At 46.7% G+C, this 17,148-nt stretch carries 12 protein-coding genes; all 12 read left to right on the plus strand.

Annotation, left to right across the window (positions count from 1 at the left end):
- The first annotated feature begins 16 nt into the window (after nt 1–16).
- A complete protein-coding gene (locus OLX77_RS07715) occupies nt 17–1,918 on the plus strand; it encodes a hypothetical protein (RefSeq protein WP_307633014.1) in 1,902 nt (633 codons plus the stop codon).
- Entirely contained in the window at nt 1,918–3,315 is a 1,398-nt protein-coding gene (locus tag OLX77_RS07720) for a hypothetical protein (RefSeq protein ID WP_307633015.1), read from the plus strand. The genes OLX77_RS07715 and OLX77_RS07720 overlap by 1 nt, the downstream gene beginning before the upstream one ends.
- Before the next feature lie 669 nt (nt 3,316–3,984).
- Entirely contained in the window at nt 3,985–4,986 is a 1,002-nt protein-coding gene (locus OLX77_RS07725; RefSeq protein ID WP_307633016.1) for a glycosyltransferase family 2 protein, read from the plus strand.
- A 329-nt stretch (nt 4,987–5,315) separates the two neighbouring features.
- The gene (locus tag OLX77_RS07730) at nt 5,316–7,637 is read left to right on the plus strand and encodes a B12-binding domain-containing radical SAM protein (RefSeq protein WP_307633017.1); all 2,322 of its coding nucleotides are present in this window, start codon (nt 5,316–5,318) and stop codon (nt 7,635–7,637) included.
- A gap of 450 nt (nt 7,638–8,087) precedes the next feature.
- Nucleotides 8,088–9,149, plus strand: coding sequence for a glycosyltransferase (locus OLX77_RS07735; RefSeq protein WP_307633018.1), 1,062 nt, complete (start codon nt 8,088–8,090; stop codon nt 9,147–9,149).
- Nucleotide 9,150: 1 nt separating this feature from the next.
- Nucleotides 9,151–10,380, plus strand: coding sequence for a glycosyltransferase family 4 protein (locus OLX77_RS07740; RefSeq protein WP_307633019.1), 1,230 nt, complete (start codon nt 9,151–9,153; stop codon nt 10,378–10,380).
- The gene (locus OLX77_RS07745) at nt 10,377–11,231 is read left to right on the plus strand and encodes a dTDP-4-dehydrorhamnose reductase family protein (RefSeq protein WP_307633020.1); all 855 of its coding nucleotides are present in this window, start codon (nt 10,377–10,379) and stop codon (nt 11,229–11,231) included. Before OLX77_RS07740 ends, OLX77_RS07745 begins: the two co-directional genes overlap by 4 nt.
- Before the next feature lie 12 nt (nt 11,232–11,243).
- Nucleotides 11,244–12,254: a nucleoside-diphosphate sugar epimerase/dehydratase gene (locus OLX77_RS07750; RefSeq protein ID WP_307633021.1), complete on the plus strand. Its 1,011-nt coding sequence runs from the start codon at nt 11,244–11,246 to the stop codon at nt 12,252–12,254.
- Nucleotides 12,247–13,374: a non-hydrolyzing UDP-N-acetylglucosamine 2-epimerase gene (gene wecB / locus OLX77_RS07755; RefSeq protein WP_307633022.1), complete on the plus strand. Its 1,128-nt coding sequence runs from the start codon at nt 12,247–12,249 to the stop codon at nt 13,372–13,374. Before OLX77_RS07750 ends, wecB begins: the two co-directional genes overlap by 8 nt.
- 61 nt (nt 13,375–13,435) lie before the next feature.
- On the plus strand, nt 13,436–14,398 hold the full coding sequence (locus OLX77_RS07760) for a UDP-glucose 4-epimerase family protein (RefSeq protein ID WP_371877501.1): 963 nt from the start codon (nt 13,436–13,438) through the stop codon (nt 14,396–14,398).
- The gene (locus OLX77_RS07765) at nt 14,382–14,942 is read left to right on the plus strand and encodes a sugar transferase (RefSeq protein WP_307633024.1); all 561 of its coding nucleotides are present in this window, start codon (nt 14,382–14,384) and stop codon (nt 14,940–14,942) included. Before OLX77_RS07760 ends, OLX77_RS07765 begins: the two co-directional genes overlap by 17 nt.
- 160 nt (nt 14,943–15,102) lie before the next feature.
- Complete coding sequence (locus tag OLX77_RS07770; RefSeq protein WP_307633025.1) at nt 15,103–17,001, plus strand: polysaccharide biosynthesis protein; 1,899 nt, start codon at nt 15,103–15,105, stop codon at nt 16,999–17,001.
- The last annotated feature ends 147 nt before the right edge of the window (nt 17,002–17,148 follow it).

Raw genomic sequence — 17,148 nt, forward strand, 5'->3', positions numbered from 1 at the left:
GGGTGGTGAAAACGAAATGAATAGTTTAATAGCGCTTTTACCGGTCTTAGTAGGTATTTTGGGATACGGTTTTACGCTGAATAGGTTTTGTAAATTCCCAATTGAATCAACCTTCTTGTTCGTTTGCGCAAGCATGGTTGCCGTGCTTTATGTAGGTGGGCTGTTCGATTTTTTACAATTAACGGCACAGGCTATATTGATAGTAGGGTTTTTTCTATTTTTGATTATTTTCTTTATTGATTACAGAAAAAATACAATTACTGATAAGCTGACGCTAGGTTTAGGTGTTTTTTTATTTTTTGTCTGTCTACTATACTTGATTACTCAATCTGAATGCTATTCTTCAATTGTGTATGGTGATGATTTTAGTCATTGGGGTAGGGTTTCAAAAATAGTGGCATTCAATCATGCACTGGTTGGGCCTGATGATGCTGTGCTGTGTAAAGATTATCCCCCTGGGCTGGCTCTTTTTGACTATCTATTTTATCAATTTGTTGACTATAAAGATAGTGTCTCCTTGTTGTCGCGTGGAGTTTTTGTCAGTGCGACAGTTATTCCGCTATATGCTGCTATTCATAAAGATGTTAATAAAATTATTTTGGTAGGTTTTACTTTTTTTATTCTTTCGATAATTTATTTTCTTGATTCAGGATTTCATACATTACAAGTTGATCTTGTTCTTGGGCTACTTTTTGGGGTTTCATTATTCGAGTATTTCTTTTTTAAGAATTCTGGTAATTTTGTTCGTATTATTATGCTGTTACCAGTAGTTATTGTTTTTCCTGTGATCAAGCAAATTGGAATTTTCTTTTCGTTATCGATTGCTGCCATAGTTATTTTTGATATCTGTTTCAATGCAATAAATTTTAGAAATAAATTTAAATTAATTTCAGTTGCATTTTTGATGATATCGTTTGCTTTGTTGGCACATGCAAGTTGGAGTATTCATGTTGAGAACATCAATGTTGAAAAAACATTTAATAATTTACAAATTTCACCATCTGATCTCCTGAACGCTTTTGATGAAAACTTGTCAACAGAAAGGCAGAAAGCGACCATCGCTAATTATCTGGATAAGATATTCCCTGATTTTATCGGACGAGACAATAGATTAAGCACTCAGTATTTTTGGGCGCTGATATGTGTGCTGTTTATTTTCTTGATAATTCGTGAAAGTCATGTGGATAATCGAAAATGGTGGCAAGATTTAAGTGTTTTTTTTCTCATTGCCGTTTGCTTTGTCGGGTATCTTCTTCTTTTACTGTTTGTGTATTTATTTTCTTTTGGGGCGTATGAGGGGGTAAGGCTGGCTTCGTTCGAACGTTATGTCAACACGTTCTTGGTTGGAGTGATAGTTTTTCTTTTTGGGATATCAGTATCTCGATACTTTCATTCGGAGCGAAGTTCATTCAGGGCCGTTATGCTGGTTATTGTTTGTTTGATGGCGGCATTACCCAATTCAATAAATATGCTGAAAGATGTCGCGAGAATTATTATAGGAAAAAAATATGAGGCGGTATCGATTGTCTCTGAGTACGCGAGGGGGGTTACGAAAAATACGCCCTCTGGTGCAAAAATATTTTTTGTTTGGCAGAATAGTTCCGGGCATGAGTATCATGTTTTTAGTTATGGGATCCTTCCCAGGAGATCAAATGTTGGCAATTGGTGTTGGTCTATAGGTGCGCCATACTCTGCAGGCGATGTCTGGACATGTCAAAAATCTTCTAATGATTTCGATTCGTTGTTAATGGCGCATGATTTTTTGTTTGTTGGCCATTCTGATGAAAGATTCCGCAAGCAATATTTGGGGTCATTCGGCCTAGAAGAGATTAAGGATGGATCATTGTATAAAATAATTAACTATTCTGGAAAGCCTAGCTTGATAAACTGGCCAGTGATTAATAATGGTGCCGTTTGATGGAAGTTAATATGATAGAGTTGTTAAATGTCGTAGTTGTGTTTTTTTTGCTTGGGGTTGTTTTCTTCTCAAAAAAGAAGAATTTAATCGCCCTTGTGTTGGTATATGGTTCGACCTGCTTTTTGTATGCGGTAATTCCATTAATTAGTGGTGCCTCTAATATTTACCTCGCTAAGTTGCATGTCCGAGGTGGCGGAATTTTAGTGAAGTTGGCAACAGTAATGTTCTTGCTTGTTATTTTTGTTTCACTCGCTATTCGAGTTAGGAAAAATATTGTCTCTGATAGGCCTACCCTGATTTACTTTGGTGTCGCAATTGCGGCTGTGATTATAGGGTACATTCACAATGTAAGAGTTGGTGATTGGCTACAGCTGCAAAATATTTTGAGTGTTGTAGCAATGCTGGTTTTGATGTATTTGGGGCATTTGTGGTTTAGCGTAGAAGGATATCATTGGAGCATTACGAAGAACTCCATAGGATGTGCCAATGCCTTTTTGGCCATGGCGGTTTGTGTCGGCTTCTATGAAATATGTTCTAAGCGCGCTTGGGCGTATACCGTTGAAAACTCCGGTGAGGTTGTTTGGCGAGCGAGTTCAATCTTGTTCAATCCTAACTTATTCGCATACTGGTGTTCAATGGTGTATTTAGGTTGCGTTTATGGAATGTATTGTTTCTCAGAGCATCGAAGGGCGATGATGTTAGGCATGGTGTTGTCGTCTCTTGGTATATATTCTACGGCCTCCAGAGGTGTCGTCCTTCTGCTGATCTCGGTTTTATTAATTTCTTCATTGTTACTAAAAAGCAGCAAAAAATTGAGATGGTTGCCACTGATGCTCTTGCCTTTTGTTTTTTTTGTGGCATTTTCTGCGGCTCGTTTTTTACAATCTCAAGATCATACCAATGAATCTAGCTGGCATTCATTTGTTGTAATTGGCGAGAGGTTGGCTCGTGCCCCGTTGAGCATTGCCAATTATATTTATAATTTCACGAAATATAATATTACAGACTCCGCAACCTCGTCAATAACCTCAGCAACCTCGTCAATAACCTCAGCAAACTTGTCAATTTCGCATCCATCAAAAATAAATGAATCAATAGAGGGCCGCTTTAGAGGAAAGAGGAAAGATGCAGGATTCCTCGCATTGTACGATGATGCAGGTATACTTGGTTTGGCTGCGGTTGTTTTTCTTTGGGGTGTTTTGGCTACTAGGGGTTTCCGTCGCTACATGGCAGTAAGAGATATTTCAAGCGTATATGCTCTTGCTTTTCTAATGCTTTGTTTTTTTGTCGGGTTTGCCATGCGATTTCAGGTGTTTCCGTTATGGCTGTTTATCGGGGGGGCAATTTCTGTGTGTATGTCTTATTGGCGCGATGATTTCACTGAAATCAATGTCTGATACAGGAATAGCAATATTTGTACTGATTTTTTGTGTTTCTTTTGAGCTATCAATCCAGCAAATGGATTAATAGCTGGTTCTTTCTTGCGACTGGTCCAATCCTTAATGGCCTCGAGGGGGGAGATGTGCCCTGTGTTTATTTGAATGTGAGTTTTGTCCAGCGCCTAAAGTTGATTGGCCAGTATGGTAGCGAGGTTCGCAACAACAGGTAGGGTAATTTATTGTTGGGATATTTGTTGGTGTCGGCGGTTTGTAAGGCGCTTCGCAGTCTATACCTTTCATCAGCGGGCCAACGTACTTGTCGCCGACATTGAGTTCCTTCCGATTGAGCTGTTTCGAAGCAGCAGGCGGGCATTTATGTGTAGATGCTCCAGGTATAATGCTTCAATGCGGTGTATTGTATGACACATCGCTGCCCTGACCGGCTTAAGAAAATAATATGCGCGACCTCTTTTGTTAATTGGGCCTGATAGCAGCCTAATCTTGGCATGTAAAGTCTTCAGATTGACGGGTGTTCTGTTATAGTGTCTCTGGCATGGAAATGTTAGCAACAAGGTTCACCAAACTGATGTCGCCCCGCCGTAATCTGGTTGGGATGCACTGTGGCGTACGGTGCCAATTCGGTGAGCGTATCCTTTTTGGGCGGATTTTTCTTATTCAAGAGGTTACATGAGAAATTCTTATATTTCTGATCCTCCCCGCATCGCCGTTGTCATTCCAAGTTTTTGTGTCAAGAAGTACATCCTTGATGTCATATATGGGATTGTGCCTGAGGTGTGGCGTATCTATGTAGTTGACGATAAGTGCCCTGAAGAGTCAGGAAGCTTTGTCGAAGTAAATTGTCGGGATCCGCGCGTCGTCGTGTTGCGGCACGAAAACAATCAAGGCGTAGGTGGTGCAGTGATGACGGGCTACCGTGCAGCTATTGCTGATGGAGCCGATGTAATCGTCAAAGTGGACGGCGATGGTCAGATGGATCCTGCTTTGATTCCATGTTTTGTGGAACCTATTTTGGCTGGTGAGGCGGACTACACCAAAGGTAATAGGTTTTTTGACCTTGAGGAAATTCGTGTCATGCCTAGGGGGCGATTGTTCGGCAATGCATTGTTGTCCTTTATGACAAAACTTTCATCCGGTTATTGGGATTTGTTTGATCCTACTAACGGATATACAGCAATTCACGCCGATGTAGCGCGTCATCTGCCGTTTCGGAAAATTAGTTGCGGTTATTTTTTTGAAACAGACATGTTGTTTCGGTTAAATACATTGCGCGCGGTGGTTGTGGATGTCCCAATGGATGCTAAATATGGTGATGAAGTGAGCAACTTGAATATTTTAAAAATTATTGGTGAGTTTCTCGGCAAGCATGCCAGGAATTTCATGAAGCGAATTTTTTATAATTATTATCTGCGCGACCTATCACTGGCGTCGATAGAGCTACCACTTGGGTTGGTTATGTTATTGGCTGGCACGAGTTTTGGTGTGTATCACTGGTTTGAGTCGGCACGAGAAGGTGTTGCAACACCAGCAGGTACGGTTATGCTGGCTTCCTTGCCGATTCTCATGGGGTTACAACTTGTATTGGCATTTCTAGGTTATGACATCGCTTCAGTCCCACGTAGGCCGCGGCAAAGTGGATTTGCCGGGCGGCGCATACGGCACAAAGGGTAAAGAAGTAAGAGGGTTGCTTGGTCTTTTGCGCGACCTGCTGCTCGACGACATGGATGTCAACGCAGCGGATTGATTCAAGCTGTATCCCAGAAGTCGTCTTGTAAATTTGAACAGGCCTATACGTCGAAAATCCTCTCGGAAAAAATAGGGGGCTGTGCAGTGCAAGTAAGTGCGTCCTGCTCCATGTCGCAGGCTTTGGGGATGGTATGAGGACGATTAACAAGCCGAGACAATAATGTTGATAGCATTGCCAATAATAGTATCATGTTAGATTTTTTTTCGGCAGTCAAGATAGATATTAATTTCATTCCTATAAAGGACAAATAACAATGGCAAAAATATTATTGTTATCTCCCCCCTATGTAGAGCTTTATGGTGATTTAAAAAAAGCTGCCGGAAGATATTTCCCTTTAGGTTTAGGTTATATCGCTTCTTATCTTATGAAATATGGTGGACACGAAGTCCAGTTATATGAGCCGGAAGCGCAGGGTTTAACCATGCATCGTATTCAAGAGGTTGTTCGGGAGTTCCAGCCAGATATAGTCGGAATAACCTGTTCAACCGCAAATTTTACACGGGCGATAGAGATGGCACAACTGTGCAGAAACAACTCTCGTGCTAAAATTATCATCGGTGGGGTGCATGTGTCGGCTATTCCAGAGTATGTTATGTCGGAATATGCCGATTGGATAGATTGTGTGGTAGTTGGCGAAGGCGAGATAACAATGCTAGAACTTGTCGAGGCCTATCAGCGCAACTCCGACATTGGAGACATAGAAGGCATTGTGTATAATAAAAAGGATAAAATTGTTCGTAATGCGTGTCGGCCTTATATTGAAGATCTTGATAGTATCCCGTTTCCCGCGCGTCATCTTATCCCGCAGCACCTTTTTTTCCCAAATATGCATAATGCTCGATATAGGAATTGTCTAACCATTCTCACCAGCAGGGGATGTCCCTTTAATTGTAGTTTTTGTGCAGCAAGGATTGTTTCCGGAACACGATACAGAATGCATTCTGCTGAATATGTCCTAGAAGAAATGCAAATGTTGAAGAAAGATTATAATGCAAGGCAGTTGCTCATAACAGATGACACTTTTACCATAAATCATCCCCGTCTTGAAAAAATATGCAAGGGTATGATTGATAAAAAACTTAATCTTAAGTGGTTTTGTTTCGCTCAGGTTACCACCGTTAACCGAGAGATGCTGAGTTTAATGAAAAAAGCCGGCTGCTATAGTATAGGTTTCGGCTTAGAGTCTTCTGATGAGGAGATTTTGAGAAAGATGGGCAAGCCGATTTCACCGGCTAGGTCAAAAGAAACCGTAAAGATCGCTAATCAAATCGGCCTTAAAACGCAGGCTTTCTATATTCTCGGTTCGTCAGGAGAAACAAGAACTCAAATGGCCGAGACAATAAAATTTTCACAGGAAGTTGATTCAACTCTTGCTTTTTACAACATGCTTGTCCCTTTCCCTGGGACAAAAGATTTTGATTTTTACTTTTCGTCGGTGCCCCTTAAAAGCATAAACTGGGAAAAATTTGTCGCTATTGGTGAAGATTGCGTGCTCAAGAATGCCGAGGTGTCTGGTCAAGAAATTGAAAACTTAATCAGTAAGGCAAATATTAAATATTATGCCAATCCTAGAAAAATTATAAATCTTCTTTTTCATATTCGGACATTATATGAGTTTAAAAATTATTTAATGGGGGGAATTGCACTGTTTAGGCAACTTGCTAAATGGTCGCGTGAAAAGTCTGACACCAATGATAGTAATATTGTTGCGTATGAGAAAGAGAGTTGCAATATTTGTGGCAGCGACGACTACACAATTGTGTATCATTCTAATGTCGGTCTTACTAATCCTAGCATAGAAGATTATACTAGCACGGCAAACAAATACAGTGTGTACAATAATATTGTAAAATGTAAAAAATGTGGACTTGTATATATGAATCCACGTGATGTCGGGGTAATTGAACTATATAAAGATGTAGTGGATAATGCTTATTTGGAAACTTGGCCGGAACGTGCCGAGACTTTTAATGATCACCTGAAGGTAATTGCTAAATATAAACCAGATGGGATGCTTCTCGATATAGGATGTTATGCCGGAATTTTCTTAGACGAAGCTCAGAAAAGAGGATACCAGGTAGCTGGTATAGAGGCGTCCACCTGGGCTTCTAATTACGCCCGGGAAAAAACAGGAGCGACGATTATTAACGCTAGTTGTAATGAAAAGCAGTTTTTCGCGACAGGGGAGTTTGATGTGGTAACTCTATGGGATGTTGTCGAACATCTCGACAATCCATCGTTATGTTTCTCTAATATTTATAACTATCTAAAGCGTGAGGGTATAGTGGTTGTTACAACCCACGACATAGGCAGTGTTTTTGCAAGGATTATGGGTAAGCGGTATCCGTGGTTAATGAGGTTCCATCTCTACCACTTCACGCCGAAAACTTTATCGGCATTGCTATTAAAGAATGGGTTTGAAGTTGTGCATACAGAGTTTTATTCAAAGAAATTTTCCCTTTCCTATCTTCTTAGCCGGGTGGGAATTAAAGCAAGAGGAGCATTGTTTAGGCGGATTGTTCTTCCTGTGAATACCGGAGATATGTTTATGTTAATTGCAAAAAAAATTATTTGAGAATGAGGCTGTTCAATAATGTGCTTTAAATTCAGCGGATTGATACCGAAACTATAAATGGAATAGGGATGGCCTAAATAATTTTATTTGAGAAAAAGTAGAGTTTTGGTTTTTATCGCGGGAAAGGGCTACCCTCACCTGTTTGCTGGTACCCAGTAGATGAGGCTGTAGGTACCGATAAAGTTGACGAGTAAAGCACGCAACGCCGACTGTTAGAATATTTTGTTGCTAGGTGTAGTTAACCTTACTTGAGTCGGACCTCTGTTCTCTAGGTTGGATTATGTCTAAGACTGGCAGTTTCTTGGTGTGGTGGAACAAAAGCAAAGTGGCTTAACCCTTACCACCGCAAGGTGCGGAATGGACGATTAGGCCTCTGTTTTTTTCGACCGAAAACTGGAGGGGGTTGATGACGAAACAGAAGGTGAAATCTAAAACTGATAAGAGTGAAGCGTGAAATGTAAATTGTTCATCCACGCCACCAATATCCACCAAGGTGGTGGTTACTCTTTGTTGTCTGCTTTGCTTGATGCATGTCCAGGCGAACAGGAAGTTGTTGCATTGCTTGATAGGCGTATCCCGAAGCCAACCAATATCCCCGGAACTATGTTTATAAAATTTGTGCAGCCGTCTATCAGGCAACGGTTTTATGCTGAGTGGTGGCTATGGCAGAATGTGCGGTCGCAAGACACGGTGCTTTGTTTTGGGAATCTTCCGCCATTATTCAAGTTGCGTGGACATGTGATTGTATTTGTTCAGAATCGTTATCTGGTTGAGAGGGTGGCGCTGAGGAGTTTCTACATCAAAGCGAGGCTGCGTCTAGGCTTGGAACGTCTTTGGCTTTCTTGGAGGGCGGGCAATGTTGATGAATTTGTGGTGCAAACTCCATCCATGAGAACAGCCTTGCTGTCATCAGGTTGTGTGGTGAAACAACCTGTTCATGTTAGGCCATTTGTAAAAGTGTCAGGTGGCTACCAGCGAACAATGAGTCTGAAGCATGTCCGGCAAGATGGACACAAACGATACGATTTTTTTTACCCCGCGTCCGGTGATCCTCACAAAAATCATCGGCGGTTGGTTAAGGCTTGGTGTTTACTAGCAGAACAAGGCCTGTTTCCATCTTTGTGTCTGACGCTGGATGCGAATGTATCATCGGAGTTGTGTATCTGGATAGACGAGCAGAAACTTCGCTATGGATTGAAATTGGAAAATGTCGGGTTTCTCCCTCATGACAAAGCTCTGTTGCTTTATGTTCAAGCGCGGGCATTGATCTATCCTTCATTATTTGAATCATTTGGATTGCCTTTGATTGAAGCAAGCCAGTCCTGCTTGCCTGTGCTGGCGGCGGAGCTTGATTATGTGCGTGATGTGCTCGACCCGGAGCAAACGTTCAACCCTGAGTCGTCCATATCCATCGTCAGGGCGGTGAAGCGTTTCTTGGGGGAGGGGGTGGGGCCTCTCCCGTTACTGGATGCTACGCAGTTTATGGCTTCTGTTTTAGGAAAGGTAGAATAGTTTGCAGGTTTTGATTGTTAGTCAATATTTCTACCCGGAAAATTTCAGCATCAATGATGTTGCTGGCACTTTATTGGAAAAAGGCATTGAGGTTGAGGTTCTGACTGGCAAGCCGAACTATCCTTGTGGAGAAATATTCGCTGGTTACAGGGCATGGGGATGCCAACAAGATACTCATCGGGGTATTAATATCAACCGTATTCCAATATTGCCAAGAGGACGCGGAGGATGGTGGTTGGCTCTGAACTACCTGTCTTTCATTCTGGCTGGATTATTGTTCGCTCCCTGGATGTTGCGCAAAAAAAGATTCGATGTGATCTTTATCTACGCACCTTCTCCGATACTTCAGGCAATTCCAGCGATCTTCCTTGGGTGGCTGAAGAGATGTCCGGTGGTGTTGTGGGTGCAGGACCTGTGGCCGGAAAGTCTGTCGGCGACGGGGTATGTGCGAAATAGGGCGGTACTTAAGCTGGTTGAGCGGGTGGTGCGTTTTATTTATCGCCATGTTGATTTGCTCTTGGTGCAGTCAAGGGCATTTGAGGGGCCGGTCTGTGCTTTGGCATCAGGTACACCCATCGAATATTGTCCTAACTCGGTGGGCGACACCTTTGCGATTTCCGCCACTAATGAGACACCCTCAGTCGAGGGCCTTGGGGAAGGGTTTTCTGTGATGTTCGCCGGTAATATCGGTGCGGCGCAGGCTGTTGGGGTGATAGTTGAGGCCGCCTCCTTTTTGAGGGAATATGTGGACATTCATTTTGTTGTTTTGGGAGACGGGAGTTCTCGCGAATCGATGTTGAAGGAGGTGCGACAGCGTGGGCTGACCAATCTTCATCTGCCAGGACGGTTCCCCGTGGAGACGATGCCTGGCTTTATGCAGAAAGCATCGGTGTTGTTGGTGACGCTCGCGGACCAGCCGATCTTTGCGGCGACTGTTCCCAACAAAGTGCAGGCATATATGGCGGCAGGTAAGCCGATCATTGCCTGTTTGAATGGCGAGGGTGCGCGTCTAGTCGTTGAAGCCAAGGCCGGATTGGCCATACCCGCAGAAGATTCGATGGCTTTGGCAGATGCGATCTTGTATCTATATAAGCATTCGCCCGAAGAACGTGCAAAAATGGGAGAGAATGGACGGAGGTATTACCAGGAGCACTTCGCCCATGATCGTTTGATTGACCAGTTAATCAGGCAGTTGTGCAGAGTGTCGCAGAGCGAAAAGGATATTCCGTGAAAGTATTGGTGATCGGCGCGAGCGGAATGATAGGCAGTACGTTCCTGCGCATCTTGAGCGAGAAAAATGATTGGAAAGTCTTCGGCACGGTTCGTGACAGAAGTGTGAAACGATTTTTTTCAGCTTTGGGCGGTGAGCGCCTGATATCGGGCGTTGATGTCCAACACCATGATTTATTGGTAAGGATTCTGGATGAGATACGACCGGATGTGGTCGTCAATTGTGCTGGCTTGACTAAGCACAAACCGGACGCTGAAGATCCGCTGGTTTCCATTCCGATCAATACTTTGATGCCACACCGTCTTGCGGGGTTGTGCAAGCTAGTTGGTGCTCGCCTAATACATGTCAGCACGGACTGCATCTTCTCCGGAGAAAAAGGTGGATACGTCGAAAATGATTTTGCCGATGCGCGCGATGTGTATGGGAAATCCAAGGCACTAGGCGAGGTGAATTATCCGCACGCCATTACATTGCGCACTTCGACCATAGGTCATGAATTGCAAAGCCAATTCGGTCTGCTGGAGTGGTTCCTATTGCAAGAAAGGTGTTGTAAGGGGTATACTCGTGCCATTTTTTCCGGGTTGCCAACGGTGGTTTTTGCACAAGTCGTGCGTGATGTGGTAATCCCGCGCAAAGAGTTGTCTGGCGTTTATCATGTCGCAGCGCAGCCCATTTCCAAATACGACCTACTAAAATTGATTGCTGATGTGTATGGCAAAACGATCGATATTGTCCCGGATGAGCAGTTGGTGATTGACCGTTCACTCAATGCAGATCGTTTCCGGGATGTCACGGGCTATGTCGCCCCAAGTTGGCCTGAATTGATCCAATTAATGCACACTTATAAATAGGTTTGACCCGTTATGTTTAATGATAAAGTATTAATGATCACCGGTGGCACGGGCTCTTTCGGGAATACTGTGCTTAAGCGTTTCCTTTCGACGGATGTACGTGAGATTCGGATCTTTAGCCGCGATGAGAAGAAGCAGGAAGAGATGCGCATTGCTTTGAATGACCAGAAGTTGAAATTTTATATCGGGGATGTTCGGGATTACGACAGCATCTACCAAGCCTTGAAGGGCGTGGATTATGTGTTCCATGCGGCAGCGTTGAAGCAGGTGCCGTCATGCGAGTTCTATCCTATGGAAGCGGTGCGCACCAATGTGTTGGGCACTGAAAATGTGATGAACGCCGCGACAGCCAATGGCGTCGCGCGCCTAGTGCTGCTCAGTACGGACAAAGCGGTGTATCCCATCAACGCGATGGGGATCTCCAAAGCGATGGCAGAGAAACTGATGGTCGCTAAAGCGCGCATGCAGCGTGAAGGGGAGACGGTATTTTGTGCGACGCGTTACGGCAATGTTATGGCTTCGCGGGGTTCGGTTATTCCCCTGTTCGTCTCACAGCTCCGGGAAGGTAAGGCGCTCACGGTCACCGATCCGAACATGACCCGGTTCTTGATGTCGCTGGAAGATTCCGTGGATCTGGTGCTGTACGCCTTTGCCCACGCGAAGCAGGGGGATATCTTCGTGCAGAAGGCCCCAGCTTCCACCGTTGCCGAACTGGCACAGGCCTTGAAAGAGATCTTCGGCAAGGGCAATCCGATCCGGGTCATCGGGACCCGCCATGGTGAAAAGTTGTATGAATCGCTCATTTCACGTGAAGAGATGGCGCATGCCAAAGACCTGGGTGGCTATTACCGAATCCCGGCTGACAACCGCGACCTCAATTACGCAAAGTATTTCAGCGAGGGGGAGGAAAATATCTCCCGTCAGGATGACTATACCTCACACAACACGGAACGTTTGACTGTCGAGCAGGTCAAAGCCTTGTTGGTGAACCTGGATTTCATCAAGGAAGAATTCAATGTTTAAGATTATGACCATCGTCGGGACGCGTCCTGAACTGATCAAGATGAGCCGGGTGATTGCCGAGTTCGACCGATACACCAAGCATATTTTGGTCCACACCGGACAAAACTACGATTACGAGCTGAATCAGCTGTTTTTCGAGGATTTGGATATCCGTAAGCCGGATTATTTTCTTGAGGCGGTGGGCGAGAACGTTGCACAGACCATCGCGCGGGTGATCGAGAAATCCGATGCGGTCATGGAAAAAGAAAAGCCGGATGCAGTCATGTTGTATGGCGACACCAACTCCTGCCTGGCCGTTATCGCCGCCAAGCGCCGCAAAATTCCGGTATTCCACATGGAGGCGGGCAACCGTTGCTTCGATCAGCGCGTGCCTGAAGAACTGAACCGCAAGGTGTTGGATCACTTGAGCGACATCAATCTTGTGTTGACCGAGCATGCCCGTCGTTATTTGATCGCCGAGGGGATCCGCCCCGAAACCATCATCAAGACCGGTTCGCACATGCGTGAAGTGCTGGATTTTTACATGCCGAAGATCCAGACCTCGGATGTGTTGCAGCGAATGGGTCTGGAAGCGAACAAGTTCTTTATCGTGAGCGCGCATCGGGAAGAGAACGTTGATACCCCGCAGAATCTGGTGGATATGGTCGAAACGCTTAATTCGCTGGCGGAAACTTACAACTGCCCCGTTATCGTCTCCACGCATCCGCGCACTAAAAAGCGTTTGGATGCCTTGGAATTGGGGCAACTCAACCCGCAGATCAAATTCCTCAAGCCGTTCGGGTTTTGCGACTACATCAAATTGCAAATGGAGGCGTTGTGCGTTGTGTCCGACAGCGGGACGATTACTGAGGAAGGCTCGCTGCTCAACCTGCCTGCGGTCACCATCCGCAATGCACATGAACGGCCGGAGGGGATGGACGTGGGGACGCTTATCATGAGCGGGTTAAAGAGAGAGCGGGTGTTGGATGCGGTGCGCGTCATCATCGCCCAGCATGACAAGATCAGACGCGTGATGCGGCCGGTCCAGGATTACGAGGCAGGCGTGGTGTCCAAGCAATTGCTGCGAATTGTGCTGAGTTACGTCGATTATGTAAACCGCACCGTCTGGTCACGCTGGTGAACGCTCACCTGACGGCTATGTTGCTGACTGGAGTTAGGGTGAATCTTTATTGCGAGGTGTTATCTTGAGCCGAGCTCTTGTCACAGGGGCCAATGGCTTTGTTGGGCAACCATTATGCGAAGAAATGCTTCTTCGGGGATGGCAGGTTTTGGCTGCCGTCCGTTCTTCTCGTCGATTACCCCAAGACATGGAGTTGGTCACAGTGGGGGCAATAGACGGCGAAACGAATTGGGCCGAAGCACTACGCGGGGTAGGTGCTGTCGTTCATCTCGCCGCCCGCGTCCACATTATGCGCGACAAGGCGACTGACCCGCTCACCGAGTTCCGCGCAGTCAATGTCGCCGCTGCGTTGAACCTCGCCCGTCAGGCGGCTAAGGCGGGTGTGCAGCGGTTTGTCTACCTCAGCTCCATCAAGGTCAATGGTGAGCAGACATTGTCAGGGCAACCTTTCACCGAGGAGGATGTGTCTGTGCCGCTTGGCCCTTATAGTATTTCCAAATGCGAAGCCGAAGAAGGGCTGCGAACTCTTGCCCAGCGAACAGGAATGGAGGTTGTGGTTATTCGGCCCCCTCTGATCTATGGGCCGGGGGTAAAAGCCAATTTTTTGAATATGTTGCGCTGGTTGCATGCAGGGGTGCCGCTACCGCTTGGTTCGATCAATAATCGTCGAAGCATAGTCGCGCTGGATAACCTGATCGATCTGATCATCCGCTGCCTTGATCACCCGGCTGCGGCTGATCAAACTTTTTTGGTGTCGGACGGTGAGGATCTTTCCACTACAGCACTGTTGCGGCGAATGGCACATGCGCTGGGGAGACCGGCGCGATTGATGCCGTTACCCGTTTTTTTGCTGGAAGCTGGGGCTGTGTTATTGGGCCGGCGTGATATGGCGCAACGGCTGTGCGGATCCTTGCAGGTGGATATTTCCAGGGCGCGAACCCTCTTGGGGTGGAATCCTCCCATCAGTGTGGACGAGGGGTTACGCCGGACAGCGCAATGGTTCTTGCATGAAACGACTGTTTGATTTGATTCTGGCCGTTTGTGCAGTGCTTGTTCTGAGTTTGCCGCTTGTGCTGGTTGCGTTGTTGGTCAAGCTTACTTCTAAGGGGCCTGTTTTGTATTGGTCTGACCGGGTAGGGCGTAATAACAGGATTTTCAGTATGCCAAAGTTCCGCAGTATGCGGGTGGGAACGCCCGCGCTGGCAACACATCTCCTTGCCAAACCGGCTATGTATCTTACCAGGATTGGCGGCTTTTTGCGCAAGTCCAGTCTGGACGAATTGCCTCAGCTGTGGAGTATCCTCAATGGCGATATGAGCTTTGTTGGCCCTCGCCCGGCGTTATTCAACCAAGATGATCTGATTAAATTGCGCACCCAGTATGGTGTGCATGAGTTGATGCCTGGATTGACCGGTTGGGCCCAGGTGAACGGGCGGGATGAGCTGCCGATTCCTGAGAAGGTCAAGTTGGATGCAGAATATTTGCAACAGCGCTCATTGGCGTTTGATGTGCTGATCTTGTGGCGCACCTTTATCAAAATAGTGGCGGGGGATGGAGTTTCGCATTGAACGTGTTCGCCCTCGACAGTTTATAAAAGGTGATTCTGCTCAAAATAGGCTGCGGTGTAAATGAGGTGTGCTTTACGATTTCTGCACGACAACATGGGTAATTCTGTCAAAATCAAGTAGAGTCACTTCTTGGTTTACGTCAAAGAACTTAGGAAGCCGTATGAAATACCAATTTCGTAAATTGAATTTCTGGATTGTGCTTGGGGTTGACGTACTGCTGCTAGTTGCCGCGCATCTGTTGGCCTATGTAATTCGTTTCGACGGCGTTGTGCCCCAGGAACAGCAGGCCAATATCTCCGTTCTTGGGTTCCTGCTTCCGGTCAAGCTGGTGCTGTTTCATTTTTTTGGGTTGTATCGCGGGATGTGGCGGTATACTTCCCTTGCGGATTTGTTGAACATCCTTAAGGCCTGTGTGGTTGCCGGGTTTATTACTTTGGGTGGCATTCTGTTGTTGAACCGTTTCGATGGGTTTTCCCGGGCTGTTTTCGTGCTTGATGCCTTGTTGACCTTCCTGTTCATTGCCGGATTTCGTATCAGTCTCAGGCTCTCTTGCCAAAAGGCTTTTTGTCTGCCTTTTCTCCAGGATGATGCCGGTAAGCGGCAGCGCCGCAAGCGGTTGCTCATTATCGGGGCCGGAGATGCCGCCGAAAAGGTGACGCGGGAAATTAACGACAATAAGGCCTTGCCCTACATAGTGGCAGGGTTTCTTGATGATCATCCTTCCAAGATCGGCCAGCAGATTCACGGCATTCCTGTTCTCGGCCCTATTGCTGACCTGTCGGAGTATGTGTTTAAAACCAAGGCCAATGAGGTGCTTATTGCTATTCCCTCGGCCAGCCGCGACCAAATGCAGAGGATTGTCGAACTCTGCCGCGCCTGTGGAATTCCGTTCAAGACCCTGCCCGGGCTGGGGGAGCTGATCAGTGACAGGGTTTCCATCAAGGCCATCCGCGATGTTTCGTATAAGGATCTTCTGGGCCGGCCACCGGTGCGCCTCGAGTTGGAAGAGATCGGTGAGGTCCTGGGAGGAAAGACGGTTCTGGTCACCGGGGCAGGTGGCTCCATCGGCTCGGAGCTCTGTCGCCAGATCGTTCGCTTCCACCCTGCCAATCTTATTCTCATGGATGCCAGCGAACAGAACCTCTACCAGATCGAGATGGAGCTGCTCCACGAATACGGCTTCAGGGACTATGTGGCCGTGCTGGGGAAGGTGCAGGATAAAGGGCTGCTGGAATCGTTGTTCCCGCATTATCGGCCAACCGTGGTGTTCCATGCCGCCGCCTATAAGCATGTGCCCATGGTGGAGCGTAATCCTTGGGAGGGCGTGTACAATAATATCTTTGCCTCCAAGCGGTTGATGGAAGTTTCCGCGCGGTCTGGGGTGGAGCGTTTTATCGTGATCTCCACTGACAAGGCGGTGCGGCCCACCAATGTCATGGGCGCCACCAAGCGGATGACCGAGATTCTCATGCAGGGCTTTTGTGAAAAGAGCAAAAGGGCCGGCTCGGGAACCCGCTTCATGGCGGTGCGTTTCGGTAATGTTCTTGGCTCCTCCGGTTCGGTTATCCCCTTGTTCCGGCGGCAGATTGAGCTGGGCGGCCCGGTGACGGTTACCCATCCGGATATGACCCGCTACTTCATGTCCATTGAGGAGGCGAGTCAGCTTATTCTCCAGGCCGCGACCATGGGCGAGGGCGGTGAGGTTTTCATCTTGGAGATGGGAACCCCGGTGCGGATCGGCCAGATGGCCCGTGACCTGATCCAGCTTTGCGGCAAGGAGCCGGATACGGAGATCGAGATCAAATATACCGGGCTCAGGCCCGGCGAAAAGATGTACGAGGAGTTGATCACCGAGGGCGAGGGGATCGTGAAGACCGGTCATGAAAAGATCATGGTGTTGCGTGGAAACGGTGCTTCCCTGGAGGACTTGCAGGATTCGCTGGAAAGGCTCAAGCAGTTCGCGTCAAACCATGATGCAGAGGGGATCAAAGCCGAGCTCGGCAAGGTGATCCCCGAGTATACCTCCCAGGTGAGTGAATCCGTCTTGCCCAAAGGGTGAGTCCTGTGTTCGGAGAGGCATCTTTTTGGAATCGTTGATAAATTTTTTGGTGAAACGGCCATCTCGTCCTCTGGGGCATTTTGTTCTTTGCAAGAGGGTGCAGGTGATGTAAAGTGGTGCCCCATTGGCCAGCGTGCCAGTTTGCTT

The organism is Thiovibrio frasassiensis (assembly GCF_029607905.1).
In the GTDB taxonomy this organism is placed as follows: Bacteria; Desulfobacterota; Desulfobulbia; order Desulfobulbales; family Desulfurivibrionaceae; genus Thiovibrio; species Thiovibrio frasassiensis.